The organism is Shewanella mangrovi, assembly GCF_000753795.1.
Classification (GTDB): Bacteria; Pseudomonadota; Gammaproteobacteria; order Enterobacterales; family Shewanellaceae; genus Shewanella; species Shewanella mangrovi.
In genome coordinates, this window is record NZ_JPEO01000003.1 from 503,598 (window position 1) to 520,345 (window position 16,748).

Genomic DNA, 16,748 nt, shown 5'->3' on the forward strand with positions numbered 1-16,748 from the left:
ATGAGTAACAATTTTCAATTTATTGAGGTCGGCCGTGTCGACCCAGATAAGCAGGCAATTGAAAAGCGCAAAAGCCAGTTTATCGAAATTTATCAACCGTTTTCACAGCAGCAGGTTAACGAACAATCTGATCGCTGCCTTGATTGCGGCAACCCATATTGTGAATGGCGCTGTCCGTTACATAACTACATTCCGAACTGGCTGAGTCTGGCCAAGCAAGGACGTATTATGGAAGCGGCCGACCTTGTTCACGAAACCAATACCCTGCCAGAAGTGTGTGGTCGTGTATGTCCGCAAGACCGTCTGTGTGAAGGTTCATGCACGCTTAACGCTGAGTTTGGCGCGGTAACGATTGGTAATGTTGAGAAATATATTACTGACACGGCGATTGCTCAGGGCTGGCGCCCAGATTTGTCCAATGTGACGCCGCGCCCTGAAAGAGTAGCGATTATCGGTGCAGGTCCTGCCGGACTCGGCTGTGCGGATATTTTGGCACGTAATGGCGTAACCCCTGTTGTGTTTGACAAAAACCAGCAGATTGGCGGCCTGTTAACTTACGGTATTCCATCGTTCAAGCTCGATAAAGCCGTGATGCAAACTCGCCGTACGGTAATGGAAGGCATGGGCGTTGAGTTCCGCCTTGGCATTGAAATAGGTAAAGACATCGACTTTAAGCAGTTGGTTGAAGACTACGATGCAGTGTTCCTGGGTATGGGTACCTACACCGCGATGAAGGCCAACCTCGAAGGCGAAGATGCTGACGGCGTTATTCAAGCCTTGCCTTACCTGATCGGCAACACGCAATCACTACTCGGTGAGACAGATAGCACCACGCCTTACATCAACTTGAAGGACAAACGTGTCGTCGTGTTGGGTGGCGGTGATACCGCGATGGACTGTGTGAGAACCGCAGTTCGCCAAGGTGCGACCTCCGTTACCTGTGCTTACCGTCGTGACGAAGAAAACATGCCGGGTTCACGCCGTGAAGTGAAAAACGCGCGCGAAGAAGGCGTTGAGTTTCTGTTCAACCGCCAGCCAACAGCCATTAAAACTGAGGCTGGAAAGGTTGTCGGCATCGAATGCGTAGAAACTCAAATGGGTGAAGCGGATGAGAGTGGCCGCCGCCGCGCCGAAGCCATTGTCGGCAGCGAGCAAGTCCTTGAAGCTGATGCCATTATTATCGCCTTTGGTTTCCAACCAAGCCCCGCGAGCTGGTTTGCTGATTTTGATATTAAGCTTGATCAGTGGAACCGTGTTATCGCCCCTAAGGCGAGTGAGAATCCATTCCAAACCAGCAACCCTAAAGTGTTTGCTGGCGGGGATATGGTCAGAGGTTCAGACTTAGTAGTTACCGCTATCGCTGAAGGGCGTGATGCAGCACTGGGGATCCTGAATTACCTCGACGACTAATTTTTATTTCTTCTCTCGAATTAGTCGAACCTTTTATGCGCACCCTGAGTTTCAGGTGTGCGCTTTTTTATAAGTGCAATCAGCCAACTGTGCTATAGTTGGCGCCCATTAGCAGCATCGTTTTTTGGAAAGGTTTTTTGATGAAAATTGGCATTATTGGCGCAATGGAACCCGAAGTTGTGCAACTGATTAACGCAACTACGGCAGCCAAGACTAGCACCATTGCGGGTATTGAATTTGTTGAAGGTGAATTGGCTGGTAAGCAAGTGGTTATCACCCGCTCAGGTATCGGCAAAGTTGCTGCCGCGATGGCAACCACTATGGTGATTGAACACTTTAATGTTGATGCTGTGATTAATACCGGTTCAGCTGGCGGCTTTGTTGATTCTCTAGCTATTGGCGATATCGTCATCTCTAATGAAGTGCGCTACCACGATGTAGATGTCACCGCCTTTGGTTATGAAATTGGGCAAATGGCACAGCAACCTGCCGCATTCAAGGCAGATGAAGCGCTCAAACAAGCCGCGCGAAATGCCATTTCCAGCTTAGGTGACGTCAAAACGATAGAAGGGCTTATCTGTACCGGTGACAGTTTTATTTGCGATCCAGCCCGTACCGCCGTCATGCGTCAACACTTTCCAACGATAGCCGCCTGTGAAATGGAAGGTGCTGCAATTGCACAGGTGTGCCACCAATTTGCAACGCCGTTCGTGGTCATTCGTTCATTGTCAGATAACGCCAACAATGACTCTCCGGTCGATTTTGACACTTACATCATCAAAGCTGGTGCACAGTCAGCGCAAATGGTGATGGGCATGTTAGCTCACCTGTAATCACGACAATGTGGCAGCAAATTGTCAGTCACGATGGGCCATTGTTGATCAGATTTACGCTGATCGCAGTGGCATTGTTGGCAGCGTTAGTCATACCGCTGCCACAACGCTTTAATCCGTTATATTGGTTGTCTGAGTTAGCCGCGCGCATGGCAAGCAAGGTGTGCCGCAGTGACCGGCAGGCCGGACAGCAACAAATCGCCGGGTTGTTGGCGACGACCTTACTCACCCTGCCCTTTTGGCTGATTTTACTGTTTCTGTTTGAACTGGCCGCATATCCGGTGTTCTTTGAGTTGGCCGTGCTCTATTGCTGCATGCGTGACTTACACGCTAGAACCGATTTTCAACAGGTAACCAGAGCGCTGCTCGTCGGCGATAAAACGCGAGCGCGTACTTTACTCAGTCGCTGGACCAGCCGTGATACCGAGATACTTTCTGAAACTGGCATAGCCAAAACGACCATCGAGTTAGCAGTCACTTCGTCAGCCTACGGTAGCATTGCCGCCATTTTGTTTTACTGGATTGGTGGCGTGCCGTTGGTGTTGTTAGCCGTAATGCTCAAAACACTGGAGCAAAGCTGGTCACCGGTTAATCCACAGTATCGCCATTTTAGTGCTGCCCTTAGCCATATTAATCATGGACTGTTTTGGTTGCCGGTGCAGGCATGTCGTCTGTCTTTAGCCATTCAAGGCGGCCCAGCAGCCATCAAACAGTTTGTGCAACTGCTAAGTTACCCGATAACCCAGCGTGGCTACCTGCAGATTTGCCAACTGGCCGCCGGCATATTAGCTGTAGAGCTGGGTGGAGCACGTAAATATCAGGGAGAGCGTGTCGCACTTGCCAAAGTAGGACCTGCCCGCCTGCCCAATGGCCGAGATATTGCCCGCGCTTTGTTGCTAGCGAACACTAGCCGCTGGTGCTGGTTAGGCTTCAGTCTTGTGATCCCAGCCTTGTGGATTCTGTTGCGAATGCGCTAACCGATGTTAGACTAGCTAACTGTTTTTCATCGTAAATCTATCAATCAACGAAGGTGCTCTGTGTTAGAAAACATGCATATTTCACTCACAACGCCAGCGCTGCTGTTTCCTGCAATTTCTTTGCTACTCCTGGCCTATACCAATCGCTTCTTTTCGCTCGCAGCGTTGATCCGCAGTCTGAGTGAAGGTGAAAAACGCGTATCCCATTTGCAACTTAAAAACCTACGCCGCCGCATTGTGATTATTCGCCGCATGCAGGAAGCTGGAGTTTCCAGCTTTGCCTTGTGTGTTTTTTGCATGATTTTGATTTATTTGGGCTTTAATCAAACCGGTTCGCTGGTGTTCGGCGCCAGTCTATTGTTGTTGCTTTATTCGCTGATTTTGTCCGTTATCGAAATCCGTATTTCGGTGGATGCTTTAAATATTCATCTCAAAGATATGGACAATTTGTAAACGCTTATCGCCGTCCGCTGTAAAACTATGCAACAGTCGCACTTCGATGCCACTTTTGGGGTTGATCCGAACCACTACCAAGGGCATTATGCGGCTTATAAAAGCTGCGGCGTCATAGACTACAGCCAGCTTGATAGCTCATCACCAAACTTCTAACAAGAGACAATCACATTGCGCTTTCTGAGGCTAATTCTGATTCTGCTGTGCTCCTTTCCTGTATTCGCTGATGACAGCGAAATGCCGCAAGAACAGCAGCTGGCGATTAGTTACATCAAAGCGCTTACCAGCCATGATTATGATGAGCTGGCCACCTTCTACGGCCGTGACTCTGTGTTTAATGATGCCACGGCAGGTCGCAGCTACACGGGCGGACGCCATATCATCGACTTTTTTGAACGGGCGCACCGCGGCGTATTGGAGTATGACTTCAATATCGAGCACATGTTTAATACCGGCTCACTGGTGGTGATGATAGGTAACTACCACTTTAAAGGGCCCGGCGAACAGTTTGGTAAACCCGGCAAAATCATCGATGTGGCCATTCCCGGAGTGACGACACTCAACCTAGACGTCAACCGCCATCGGGTCAACAAGCATATCGATTACATCGACTATCAAACCATGTCCGATCAACTCGCGGCACAATAATCACCCATTGCTGAACTTCGCTTAGCTTCTCAGGTCGAAAAGGACAATAGGCAAAATTTGTCCTGATGGTGCTTATGAGCAAGCGAGAGTTTTCGATGAAACACAGTGTTTTCTGGTGGCTAGCCGGAATTAGTACAATCCTCAGCATCAATGTTTACGCCGCACTTGCGCCCAGTAGCGATGATTCAGACACACCAATGGTGCTGTCTTATGCCGTACAACCAGTCAATCAATTCAATAAAGCACTGCAAAAAGCCACACAGGAGAATGACAGCTGGGCGGAAAACCCAACCGCAATTAGCAAACGTTATAGTGGCGCCGAATTTGAATTAATCAAATCCAGCCAGCAAGATGGTAAGGTCATCACCTACAATATGCGGCCATCTAAAAATGGTCATCCACAACTGTTGCTGATATTGTCATTGGATAAACATGCTCATGGCTGGACAGTGTCTAAAGCGGGCTTGAGCTGGCGTTGTGAGGATGATGCATTCTACGGCACCAATAATTGCCAGATGCAGCATAAGAACGCCCAGTAGCGATATTTAACGCCATAAACACAAAAGGGAAGCCATCAGGCTTCCCTTTCTGTATCACCCAGCGTTATTAGCTGATAGTGACTTTCGCAAATTTACGCTTACCAACTTGGAAGATAGCCGTCGTGCCAGCAGCAAATACTTGTTTGCTATCTTCAATTTTCTCACCATCAAGCTTCACCGCGCCCTGCTTCACCATACGCATAGCTTCTGACGTCGAGCCAACCAAACCCGCCTCTTTGAGCAAGTTTGCGAGTGGCAAGCCTTCATCGCCAGCGGCTAAGGTCAATTCGGGAATATCATCCGGCATTGCACCTTTCTGGAAACGGTTGATGAAATTTTGCTCAGCGCCAGCCGCTGCAGCTTCATCGTGGAAGCGAGCAATGATCTCTTTCGCCAACAGGATTTTGATATCGCGTGGATTTGCGTCGTTTTTGACTTGTTGCTTCAAGTCAGCAATTTCATTTAATGGGCGGAATGACAGCAATTCAAAATAGCGCCACATCAACTCATCAGAAATCGACATCAGCTTACCAAACATCTCATCTGGCGCTTCACTAATGCCAATGTAATTGGCCGCCGATTTCGACATTTTCTTCACGCCGTCCAAGCCTTCTAACAGCGGCATCATAATCACCGTTTGTGGCTTCTGTCCTTCGGCTTTCTGCAGTTCACGGCCCATCAACAGGTTGAATTTCTGATCAGTGCCGCCCAGCTCAACATCCGCATGTAAAGCCACAGAGTCCCAGCCTTGCAGCAGTGGGTACATGAATTCATGAATTGCGATTGATTGACCCGCTGCGTAACGTTTCTTGAAGTCATCACGTTCCATCATACGCGCTACGGTTTGATGTGATGCCAAGCGGATCATGCCTGCAGCACCTAACGCTTCTAACCAAGAAGAGTTGAACTCAATTCGCGTCTTGGCTGGGTCGAGAATTTTATACACTTGTTGTTTGTAGGTTTCCGCGTTGGCAATCACTTGTTCACGAGTTAATGGTGGACGGGTAGTATTTTTACCACTTGGGTCCCCCACCATGCCGGTGAAATCGCCAATCAAAAAGATCACTTCGTGTCCCAACTCTTGGAACAGGCGCAGTTTGTTCAGGATAACGGTATGGCCTAAATGAATATCTGGCGCAGTTGGATCGGCGCCGAGCTTGATCTTCAACGGACGACCTTCTTTCAGCTTCTCCAACAAATCGGATTCCAGCAGAATTTCTTCTGTACCACGTTTAATTTCTGCCATTACTTGCGCTAAATCAGCCATCAGCCTAGAACTCCCCCGAGGCGCTAAAATAAAGAGGCTTATGTTACTTGTTAGCCAGCCTAATTGAAAGTGTGTAAACTAGGGCAAGGCATTCAGGCAACGTCATTTTTTGGTACCCGGAGTCAATGGCAAAACTCATCACCTTATTCAAGCTGCTGCCAAAGAAGCACCAGCTACTGTTATCCCTGCTCACCCTTGCCATCTTTGTCATTATTTTCATTCCCACCGATAACGCAGTGGCCTCTAAACAGACGCCAGAATCGGGTGTTGCGGTACGTTATGATGTGCCTTTGGCATTCCGTACGCCGGATGCACCGAGTGCACAAAATGTTGCCGACAGTGGCGAGCCGCAAGAGTCTGAAAAAGCGGCTGAAGCCATTACCGATAGCATTGTTGAACAAACCAGTGACGCCCTCGAAACTCAGGTAGATAAGCAAGCTGATGGTATGGCAGAGCTTGAGCACTTTGAGGTTAAACGAGGCGATACACTTGCGGCGTTATTTCAACGCGCATCGTTGTCGGCCCGCGAAGTCTACGACATCACGCAACTGCCACTTGCGAAGAAACACTTGATAAAAATTATGCCGGGTGAGGAGATCACTATCGGCAAAAGCGCTGACGGTGGTCTTAAGCTGCTGCAATACCGTATTGATGCGATTTCTACCTTAATCATCAATCACGACAACAAAGGCTATCGTGAAGAAGTGCAAACCAAAGACGTGGAAAATAGGCAGCAGTTTGTCAGTGCTGAAATTCACAGCAACTTCTGGAACGCGGGTGTTGATGCCGGACTTAATCCAGCACAAATTATGCAGCTTGCGACCATCTTTGGCTGGGATGTCGACTTTGCTCTCGATATTCGTAATGGCGACAGCTTCTCATTAATCTATGAGCAAGAGTTCGCTGACGGCGAGTTTCTGCGTAACGGCAACATTCTTGCTGCTGAATTTATTAACCAGGGTGAACGTTATACGGCGGTAAGGTATACCGATGGTAACTATTATTCGGCCGATGGTCGCAGCATGCGTAAGGCCTTCTTACGTTCACCGGTTGATTTTAAATATGTCAGTTCTAACTTTAATCCACGACGCTTACATCCAGTAACGGGCTTAGTCCGGCCGCACCGCGGCGTTGACTATGTCGCCGCCATAGGCACACCCATCAAGTCGGCAGGCGCCGGGAAAGTGATTAAAGCAAGCTACAACCAGTACAACGGTAATTACGTGTTTATTCGCCATAACGCTACCTACACCACCAAATATTTGCATCTAAACAAACGCAAAGTGAAAGAGGGTGAATACGTTAAGCAAGGGCAAATCATTGGTACTTTAGGAAAAACTGGCCGAGTGACTGGCGCCCACCTGCACTATGAGTTTATTGTAAATGGCGTGCATCGAAATCCTCGCACCGTTGACTTACCCAAGGCTGAGCCCATTGCCAAACAAGAACGCTCGGCATTCGATGCATTGAGTAAGTCGCTGATGGCGGCGTTGAATCATCAAAAGCAAGTGCGTATCGCAATGCAGAAGTGAACAAAATATGAAGACAACGACAGGGTTATATATCGGGCTTATGTCCGGCACCAGCATGGATGGCGTGGATGCTGCACTGGTGCAATTTAGCGAAGGACAGCCGACCTTGTTGGCCTGTCATACCGAGAACTATCCAGAACACCTTTATAAAGGCTTACAGCGTTTATGCCAGCCAGGCAGCGATGAAATCAATCGCTTAGGACGTCTCGACCGTGTGGTCGGTAAGATTTTTGCCAAAGCGGTGAATGCCTTGTTAGCCAAAGCCGATGTCGACGCTAAGGATATTGTCGCCATTGGTAGCCATGGTCAGACCGTACGGCATATGCCCAATTTAGAGGTGGGATTCACGCTGCAGATTGGCGATCCCAATACTATCGCGATTGAAACCGGTATTGATGTTATCGCCGATTTTCGCCGCAAGGATATCGCCCTTGGTGGCCAAGGTGCGCCATTGGTGCCAGCCTTCCACCAGCAGATTTTTGCCAAGCCTGGCGTCAACCGCATGATTATGAATATCGGTGGCATTGGCAACGTCACTTGGCTGCCCGCCACCGGTAATGAAGTGCTGGGTTATGACACTGGCCCCGGCAACACTCTCGTTGATGCTTGGATCCAACAAGTGAAGCAAGAGCCATTTGATCTTAACGGCGAGTGGGCTGCGAGTGGCATAGCCTCTGTACCCTTGCTAACTCAATTGCTGTCTCATCCCTACTTTTTGCAACCAGCGCCCAAAAGCACTGGCCGCGAATTGTTTAACCAAGCTTGGTTGGAACAGCAATTGTCTGAGTTTTCTCAGCTTAACGAAGAAGATATTCAATCTACCCTGCTCGATTTAACCTGCCACAGCATTGCCACTGAGCTTACTAAGCTAAGCAATAATGGGGAAGTTTATGTTTGTGGTGGTGGCGCGCTGAATGGCGAACTGATGAAACGCTTGCAGGCTCTTTTACCTCATCACCATATCGATACCACCTCGGCATTGGGCATCGATCCTAAGTGGGTGGAAGGGATTGCCTTTGCCTGGCTGGCGATGCGTCATGTTGCAGGTCTCCCCGCCAATCTACCGGCGGTCACAGGGGCATCACGCGAGGCGGTATTAGGGGCTCGGTTTCCAGCCCAATAACATCGCTTTATTGGCGGCGTAACTGGTGATAGTATGCGCCGCCGTAACCTTCGCTGGACATTCGCAGGACAGATATGAAAGACACTAGCAAAACGCCTGACTTTACTCACTATACGCCGGAACAGCGCTATCAATATTTGGTAGAACAGACTAAGGCCAACAAAGAGCTGTGGATTATTCAGGATGACGATGGCTGCGTAATGCTCACCACCGATGATGAAGATTGTATTCCAGTGTGGCCTACCGAAGCTGCGGCACTGCAATGGATTAAAGATGAGTGGCAAGACTGTCGCCCACTTTCGATCAGTCTTGGCGATTGGCTTGAGCGTTGGGTTCCAGGCATGGAAGATGATGAGCTGTTTGTTGCTGTGTTCCCGCTTGAAGATGATCTCGGTGTTGTGGTGCCACCTTATGAATTGGAAAATCAATTCAAACCGAAAACTAAGCACTAAATCTAAACCCAAGGATTACCGCCTGTGAGCTTTTCAATGCCCAAACGCCTACTTCTGCTCAGCATCATCTATACAGTGCTGGCAGTCGTCGCATTGATTTATGGCGTGGCGGTAATACCGGCGTTGTTGCTATTAATGCTGGTGTTATCCATATTCGCTCGTCATCAGGCAACTGGCTGGATATTACGTGGGGTAGCCGTTTTTATGCTGTTGGGTGTGTCAACGATGCCCTATCTGCTCGAGCAAAACCCTCAGTTAGCGAGTCAATGGCAGCAACTCGTCGGCGCTGCTGCTGTTGCATCAATGCCTTCATGGTTACTGTTTACACTCGCACTGGTGCTGACGATGCTGCAGCTTTGGCTGGTACTGACGCCGAAAGTCAGTCGCTGGTTTCAACGTCGCAATAACTTCAACATTATGAGTTGATACAAAAAAGCCGCTGATATCAGCGGCTTTTTTAATACTGTCGTGACACTTAAACTGAGAAGCTGGCGCCACAGCCACAGGTGGTTTTTGCGTTGGGGTTCTTAACAAAAAAGCGTGAACCTTCCAATCCTGAAGTGTAATCCACTTCACCGCCTACCAGATATTGCAGGCTCATGGGATCTACCACCAACTGCACACCCTGTTTCTCGATGGTGAAATCGCCTTCATTGACTTTTTCATCAAATGTGAAGCCATATTGAAAGCCTGAACATCCGCCGCCTGTGACATAAACACGCAGTTTAAGTTGGTTGTTTTGCTCTTCATCGAGCAAGGTCTTTACTTTGGCTGCAGCCGCATCAGTAAAGGTGATTGGCATTGCTGCATCTGCTTGTTCAGTCATTATTACCCCTTGACGTCTGTTTGCTGCGGCTGATTATCTATTACCTGAGTGTTTTGTTCAAGTATTACGCTGGTGTCTTTCTCGCCGTTTAACAATTCGGGGACGCTGAAGCTTTGTTCGGTCTCACCGCCTTTACTCCAACGACTGGCGGGCACTACAACTTTTACCGCAATCTGTTGTAACTTAAATCCTTCAGGGAGGGACATTTCAGTTTCCAGCACTTGGAAATAGCGGAAACTGAAATCGAGTTTAGCGCCATTGTTAACGGATTCCAATGGGATTTCGACATCCTCCCCCGCTTTACTCCCTTTAAGCTGAATGATGGCCTTGCCCTTCAATTGTTGCTTACGCTTTTTAAGCTGAGTCAGCACCAACTTCAACTTGTAATCGCCTGCGGCCGCTTTGGGCAACAGTTCCAAACTGTTAATGGCGACTCCATCAATACTGTATTCAGGGGCCATAATACTGCGATAGAAACTGAGTTCTCGTTCCAAATCCTGCTGACGCTGATGCTGCTTAGCAAACATCTCCTGCATCTGCTTATTGGTTTCCTGCGCGAGTGACAGATCCATATTACGGCTTGCCAGCACGGTAGCTTGCGTCTCCAACTGCTGCTGATATTGCTGCGCTAGCTTACGATACTTGCCGCCGCCCACAGGGGACGCATCCGAATAGATGTAATGACTAACCGCCCCACAACAAAAAGCCACTAGCACGAGTGCAAACAGATAGAGCGAAGATGTGCGGAGATGCCGTTCACGTAGCTGCATGTGATGCCACCAGCGTCTGAAATTCGCCATTAAGAGATTGTCCTCTGCTGTTAACGCCGAGTTAGCGTGAAATAAGATGGGGCATAATACCTTATTGCTAAGACTGACAAAAAGTGCAGTCTGAACTTTGACTCGCTTAGCACAGCACTTTTGCAGAGGTATTACATCACCATAACGGGCTATTCACCTTTGGCTGCGGCACTCGCAACAGGTGTCGCCGCGCCTTCGGCTGGGGTGACCGCTTCAGCCGCTTTAGGCTGCTCAGCTTCTTTGGCTTCCGGTGCTTTGGTTTCGGCATTTGTCGACAGTGATTGTTGCAGCAACGCCGAATATAACGGGCTACCGCCAAATGCCTGCGCGATAAAGGTCGCACCAAGAATCGTCATCAGCAACGGCATGATAAGTTGGTAGTTGTCGGTCATTTCCACCACCAGAATGATCCCGGTCACCGGCGCACGCACAGTTGCCGCAAACAGCGCGCCCATTCCTGCCACCGCGTATACGCCCGGCTCCGCCACTAATGATGGAAACAAGCCAGCGGCGACCGTACCATAGGCCAACCCCAGCAAAGTTCCCAACGCCAACATAGGGGCGAATACGCCACCAGGGGCTCCAGAGGAAAAGCACCCCAGCGTTGCCACAATACGCACCAGAAATACCAGCACCATAAGCCCCCAAGCCATGGGTTCGCGGACAAAGTCGGTGATAAGCGCGATACCACCGCCAGAGATCGACGGTAAATAGAGTTGAAACAGTGCGAATAAACCACCTAGTAACGCGCCAGTCGACGCTACTCGCAGCAGATTATTACGGTGATAACGTTTGAAAAATGCAGTGCATTTCAATACCCAGCGGTTAAAACTAATGCCGACGACGCCAAATATTGCACCTAGCAGCAAAAATAACCACAACGACTCTAACGGTGGCACCTTAAAGGTCGGGATGTCCATCACCGCATCTTGACCATGGAAATAACGCAACACAATCGTCGCCATCAAGGATGCCAAGGTTACGCATTTAAACGAGGTGAAGTTATAGCGAAATTGCGGCCGCATCTCTTCGATAATAAATAGAATGCCCGCCAACGGAGCGTTAAATGCTGCCGCTAAACCAGCCGCGGCGCCAGATGCTGTCAGCACATGCGGCGCATAAGGATATTTACTCGCTAATCCGGCAAACATCCGCCCCACCGCCCCACCGATTTGCACCGACGGGCCTTCGCGACCAAGCACCATGCCAGAGCTCAACGTCAGGGTCCCGGCGAAAAACTTCACCGGTAATACTCGCCACCAGCGAATATCATGTAATCCGTCGAGCGCGCCTTCTACATGCGGGATACCACTACCCGATGTTTCAGGGGCCAACTTGGCGGTTGCTAGAAAGCCCACAGCGGCGAACAGTGCGCCCGCCAGAATGACCAGCAAAGCGGTCACACCTGGAGGTAAGCCCCAACTGTCGAAATAGTGTAAGCGTTCATTGGTGAACAGGTGAATTGCGGCTTCAAATAACGACACAATCAAACCAGCAACAGCGCCGACAAGAGCGGAAAGTGATAACAGGACTAAATAGTCAGGTTGAGAGGTAAAAAAGCCAGGCGTCAATCGATGTCTGAGCAGTCCCTTCGACGGGAAGTGCAGGTTGGCAAATCTAGGCATACTTCCTAATACTTAAGTGTTGGCGGCCAATAGGAAAAACACGTGCTGCATAGCTTATGGATTTAGCGCTTCTATGCTATGACAAACATCAACAATTCACCAATTTTTTATTTAAGCAAACGCCGAACAGCCTTGTTATCACGTCATTTTTTTAGCTAAATTGGGTAACAATTGGCATTCCCAATCGAAAAAACGACTCACAAAGCCGCTACAGCATCATTAAGTCTTCATTACATTAGCGTCTGGCTCACAAATTTAAAAAGCCGGGCGTTTTAAAGGCCCGCCTCATCTGCTATAGTCTTCACTCAGCCAAATATCATAAAAACCCTGTGCTGCTTTGGCAGGCCAGCACCCTACATGGAAACTAGGCTGATGAACCAATTCCAGGGATCCCACATCCTCTCTGTGAACCAGTTAGATCTGGATTCAATCCAAACCATCTTTAATGTAGCTCAGAAAATGACCCCCTATGCACTGCGTGAAAAACGTACTCGTGTACTGGATGGTGCAATTCTGGGAAACTTGTTTTTCGAGCCTAGCACTCGTACGCGTGTCAGCTTTAGTTGTGCCTTTGACCTGCTGGGTGGTCGCGTAGCCGAAACCGTCGGCATGGCCAACTCTTCGCTGTCAAAAGGGGAATCCTTGTATGACACCGCGCGCGTGTTATCGAGCTATTCTGATGTGATCGCCATGCGCCATCCACAATCTTTCTCCGTCAAAGAGTTTGCTGAAGGCTCTCGCGTCCCCGTGATTAACGGTGGCGATGGTGCTAACGAACATCCCACGCAAGCATTGCTGGACTTGTTCACCATCAAGAAAGAACTCAACAGCAACGGCATGACCATCGATGGTATGCACATTGCTATGGTCGGTGATTTGAAATATGGCCGTACAGTGCACTCGTTATCACGTCTGCTGTGCATGTATAAAAACATCACCTTCACACTGATCTCACCCAAAGAGCTGGCGATGCCAGACTATGTGATCGACGACATTGAAAATGCCGGCCACCGCGTCACAATTACCGACCAATTGGAAGGTAATCTGCATCAGGCTGACATTCTCTATCTGACACGCATTCAGGAAGAGCGCTTCCCTTCACAGGAAGAGGCAGATAAATATCGCGGTAAGTTCCGCCTGAACAGCGCGATCTATACCAAAAACTGTAAATCCAACACAGTGATCATGCATCCGCTGCCACGTGACTCACGCTCACAGGCAAACGAATTAGACAACGATCTGAACAACAACCCTAGTCTGGCAATTTTCCGTCAGGCGGATAACGGCTTGTTGATCCGTATGGCACTGTTTGCGCTTACGCTCGGCGTTGCTGACCAACTGGAACAATATGAATGTCCAGTTAACTGGTACTCACGTAAAGCCGACCGTTAATTGAACGATTAAATAAAAGGATGAAATATGACCCGTTCTGAAGACCTGTTTGCACAGGCCAAAAAGACCATTCCCGGTGGTGTTAACTCGCCAGTTCGCGCGTTTAACGGAGTGGGTGGTACACCCAAATTTATCGATAAAGCCGATGGCGCCTATATCTATGATGCTGACGGTAAAGCCTATGTCGATTATGTAGGTTCTTGGGGACCGATGATTCTGGGTCATAATAATCCAGTGATCCGCGAGGCGGTATTAGCGGCTGTAGCCAACGGCTTATCCTTTGGTGCACCAACCGAATTAGAAGTCATCATGGCGGAAAAAGTCCGCGATATGGTGCCGTCAATCGAACAAGTGCGTATGGTGAGTTCAGGTACTGAAGCCACCATGAGCGCTATCCGTTTGGCACGTGGTTACACCAACCGCGATAAGATCATGAAGTTTGAAGGTTGCTACCACGGCCATGCTGACTGCTTGTTAGTTAAAGCGGGCTCTGGTGCACTGACCATGGGTCAACCTAGCTCTCCAGGCATTCCGGCGGATTTCGCTAAACATACCCTGACGGCAACCTACAATGACCTCGAATCTGCACGTGCGCTGTTTGAACAATACCCAACTGAGATTGCCTGTATCATCGTTGAGCCAGTCGCAGGCAACATGAACTGTATTCCTCCCGTTGAAGGCTTCTTACGGGGTTTACGCGCCCTGTGTGACGAGTTCGGTGCACTGTTGATCATCGACGAAGTCATGACTGGTTTCCGTGTCGCCAAAGGTGGTGCTCAAGGTCATTACGGAGTTAAACCTGATTTGACCGCACTGGGTAAGGTGATTGGTGGTGGCATGCCGGTGGGCGCATTTGGTGGCCGTAAAGAGGTGATGGAATATATCGCACCAACTGGCCCTGTTTACCAAGCAGGTACACTGTCGGGTAACCCAATTGCGATGAGCGCAGGTTTAGCGCAGTTGAATGAACTGTGCAAAGACGGTGTTTATGAAGCACTGGCAGACAAAACCCAACAAGTCGCTGAAGGCTTAAAAGCCGTGGCTGCGAAGCATGGTATCAAGATGGCCGTGAACTATGTTGGCGGCATGTTTGGTATCTTCTTCACGGATGCAGAAAAAGTCACTCACTTTGAGCAAGTGACTCAATGTGATTTAGAGCTGTTCAAAGCTTTCTATCATGGCATGTTAGAAGAAGGTGTTTACTTAGCACCTAGCGCATTTGAAGCTGGCTTCCTGTCACTTTCTCATGGTGATAAAGAGATTAAAGCGACATTGGATGCTGCTGACCGAGTATTTAGTCGCATCAAGCTCTAAGCCATTACACTATGTTAAAAAGGCCCTGTCAGGGCCTTTTTTATTACTCGTAAAAATTAATTCCCTTTATATCTCAACCTATTAAGTTGGAAAAAACACACTTTTAAGTTTCGATTAAGACTTTGGTAATATTGCACATCCTACCGTCACCGTGCTCCAATCTGTGCGCTTCGTCACATCACCACTCACTTTTACCACTATCCAGCGCGATAATCATTGAAGCGAATGGTGACTCGGCATCCTGCCTTTAGGCGCTTGGTAACCTACGGATGGATCCATCACTATGCTAAATACCTTTCTGCTGTTGCTTGCTGCATTAGCTTTGCTCAGCATTATTTTTGAAGAACTGACTCACATTAATAAGGCGAAAACCACACTATTTCTGGGTTGTTTATCGTGGATAACGCTGTTTGTCGCCGCGCCGAATAACCAAGAGGCCGCAGCGGTTAATCATGAACTACAAGACAACCTGCTAGAAATTGCAACCTTATGGTTGTTCTTGATGTCCACCATGACCTTTGTGGCCTACCTTAACGCCAAAGGCATGATCCAAATTGTGGTCGGGAAGTTATTTCCTAAGAGCATCAGCGTACGTATGTTGATGATCCAGGTGGCCATATTCTCACTTTTACTTTCCGCAATTTGCGATAACGTCACCGCCACGTTAGTGTCGCTAGGCTTACTCACAACCTTCAAGCTGGATAGCAATATAAAGCGGCGGATGTCGGTGCTGATTATCTTTGCGGTGAACTCGGGCGGTGTATCACTTATCACAGGTGATGTAACCACACTGATGATTTTCCTCGACGGTCACGTAAAAATGGCGGATTTATTGATGCTGGTTGTTCCGGCAAGCGTCAGTGTTGTGCTATTGGCCACGCTGTTTTCGCTCAAAGCCAACGGCCGAGTATATGCCAATAGCGTGACGCAGAGCGTTGAACGCGTCGATATCATTATTGCGCTGATTTTTGTCAGCACCATTATTTTGACCATGGTGCTTAACATTCTGTTTGCCATTCCGCCAGTGCTGACCTTCCTGAGCGGCTTATCGGTCATGTTCCTCGTCGGTAAGACTGTACATACTGATACCGAAGAGATCCGCATCCTCGAATATATTCGCCAGGTGGAATTTGACACCCTGTTGTTCTTCTTAGGGATCTTGCTACTGGTCGGCATGCTGAAACAGATTGGCACGCTGGATCAATTAGCCCAACTCTACGCGGCGCACGACCCTAACATTGCCAACTATGTTACCGGGATGGGTTCAGCATTGTTAGATAACGTGCCTCTTACTGCGGCATTACTTAAGGCAGATCCTCATTTGTCATTAGCTGGCTGGTTAGGACTAACCTACGCTGTCGGCGTTGGTGGTTCACTCCTCGTCATTGGTTCGGCAGCGGGCATTATCGCGATGAGCAAAGTCGATGAGTTGACCTTCGTTTCCTATCTCAAATATGTGCCAGCATTACTGTTGTCATACAGCGTTGGCTATTCGCTAACGCTATTTGTTGGCCGTCTGCTGGCTTAGTCAACGCCTTAAAAAAAGCGCTCAATTGA

At 48.8% G+C, this 16,748-nt stretch carries 17 protein-coding genes; 13 read left to right on the top strand and 4 right to left on the bottom strand.

The features are described from left to right. The 6 genes from HR45_RS07390 (at position 1) to HR45_RS07415 (ending at position 4,860) form a co-directional block, all read left to right on the top strand. On the top strand, positions 1–1,410 hold the full coding sequence (locus HR45_RS07390; protein ID WP_037441481.1) for an FAD-dependent oxidoreductase: 1,410 nt from the start codon (positions 1–3) through the stop codon (positions 1,408–1,410). A gap of 140 nt (positions 1,411–1,550) precedes the next feature. After that, on the top strand, positions 1,551–2,243 hold the full coding sequence (locus tag HR45_RS07395) for a 5'-methylthioadenosine/adenosylhomocysteine nucleosidase (protein ID WP_037441310.1): 693 nt from the start codon (positions 1,551–1,553) through the stop codon (positions 2,241–2,243). An 8-nt stretch (positions 2,244–2,251) separates the two neighbouring features. Beyond that, a complete protein-coding gene (locus tag HR45_RS07400) occupies positions 2,252–3,220 on the top strand; it encodes a cobalamin biosynthesis protein CobD/CbiB (RefSeq protein WP_037441312.1) in 969 nt (322 codons plus the stop codon). 72 nt (positions 3,221–3,292) lie between these two features. Beyond that, entirely contained in the window at positions 3,293–3,673 is a 381-nt protein-coding gene (locus tag HR45_RS07405) for a DUF2721 domain-containing protein (RefSeq protein WP_037441483.1), read from the top strand. A gap of 180 nt (positions 3,674–3,853) precedes the next feature. After that, positions 3,854–4,321, top strand: coding sequence for a nuclear transport factor 2 family protein (locus tag HR45_RS07410; RefSeq protein WP_037441485.1), 468 nt, complete (start codon positions 3,854–3,856; stop codon positions 4,319–4,321). 95 nt (positions 4,322–4,416) lie between these two features. Next, positions 4,417–4,860 (top strand): hypothetical protein, encoded by a 444-nt coding sequence (locus tag HR45_RS07415; protein WP_156104031.1) that lies wholly within the window; start codon positions 4,417–4,419, stop codon positions 4,858–4,860. A gap of 67 nt (positions 4,861–4,927) precedes the next feature. Here the strand turns inward: HR45_RS07415 and tyrS are convergent, their stop codons facing one another. Then, complete coding sequence (gene tyrS, locus HR45_RS07420; protein WP_037441318.1) at positions 4,928–6,127, bottom strand: tyrosine--tRNA ligase; 1,200 nt, start codon at positions 6,125–6,127, stop codon at positions 4,928–4,930. 125 nt (positions 6,128–6,252) lie between these two features. On the opposite strand from tyrS, the gene HR45_RS07425 reads away from it, so the two are divergent. The 4 genes from HR45_RS07425 (at position 6,253) to HR45_RS07440 (ending at position 9,660) form a co-directional block, all read left to right on the top strand. Further along, entirely contained in the window at positions 6,253–7,659 is a 1,407-nt protein-coding gene (locus HR45_RS07425) for a peptidoglycan DD-metalloendopeptidase family protein (protein ID WP_037441321.1), read from the top strand. A 7-nt stretch (positions 7,660–7,666) separates the two neighbouring features. Further along, positions 7,667–8,782: an anhydro-N-acetylmuramic acid kinase gene (locus HR45_RS07430; protein WP_037441323.1), complete on the top strand. Its 1,116-nt coding sequence runs from the start codon at positions 7,667–7,669 to the stop codon at positions 8,780–8,782. 74 nt (positions 8,783–8,856) lie between these two features. Next, positions 8,857–9,234, top strand: a complete 378-nt coding sequence (locus HR45_RS07435) for a DUF2750 domain-containing protein (protein ID WP_037441325.1) — start codon at positions 8,857–8,859, stop codon at positions 9,232–9,234. A gap of 24 nt (positions 9,235–9,258) precedes the next feature. Continuing rightward, positions 9,259–9,660, top strand: coding sequence for a hypothetical protein (locus tag HR45_RS07440; RefSeq protein WP_156104032.1), 402 nt, complete (start codon positions 9,259–9,261; stop codon positions 9,658–9,660). A gap of 49 nt (positions 9,661–9,709) precedes the next feature. Here the strand turns inward: HR45_RS07440 and erpA are convergent, their stop codons facing one another. From erpA to clcA, 3 genes are all read right to left on the bottom strand, one after another. Then, positions 9,710–10,060, bottom strand: a complete 351-nt coding sequence (gene erpA / locus HR45_RS07445) for an iron-sulfur cluster insertion protein ErpA (RefSeq protein WP_037441330.1) — start codon at positions 10,058–10,060, stop codon at positions 9,710–9,712. A 2-nt stretch (positions 10,061–10,062) separates the two neighbouring features. Continuing rightward, the gene (locus HR45_RS07450; protein WP_037441332.1) at positions 10,063–10,860 is read right to left on the bottom strand and encodes a DUF6776 family protein; all 798 of its coding nucleotides are present in this window, start codon (positions 10,858–10,860) and stop codon (positions 10,063–10,065) included. A 149-nt stretch (positions 10,861–11,009) separates the two neighbouring features. Continuing rightward, on the bottom strand, positions 11,010–12,485 hold the full coding sequence (clcA, locus tag HR45_RS07455; protein WP_081933413.1) for a H(+)/Cl(-) exchange transporter ClcA: 1,476 nt from the start codon (positions 12,483–12,485) through the stop codon (positions 11,010–11,012). Positions 12,486–12,857: 372 nt separating this feature from the next. Here clcA and HR45_RS07460 point away from each other — a divergent pair, with 372 nt between their 5' ends. The 3 genes from HR45_RS07460 (at position 12,858) to nhaD (ending at position 16,719) form a co-directional block, all read left to right on the top strand. Next, a complete protein-coding gene (locus tag HR45_RS07460) occupies positions 12,858–13,877 on the top strand; it encodes an aspartate carbamoyltransferase (RefSeq protein WP_037441335.1) in 1,020 nt (339 codons plus the stop codon). Positions 13,878–13,904: 27 nt separating this feature from the next. After that, entirely contained in the window at positions 13,905–15,191 is a 1,287-nt protein-coding gene (hemL, locus tag HR45_RS07465) for a glutamate-1-semialdehyde 2,1-aminomutase (RefSeq protein WP_037441338.1), read from the top strand. 283 nt (positions 15,192–15,474) lie between these two features. Then, positions 15,475–16,719, top strand: coding sequence for a sodium:proton antiporter NhaD (gene nhaD, locus HR45_RS07470; protein ID WP_037441341.1), 1,245 nt, complete (start codon positions 15,475–15,477; stop codon positions 16,717–16,719). Positions 16,720–16,748 lie beyond the last annotated feature (29 nt).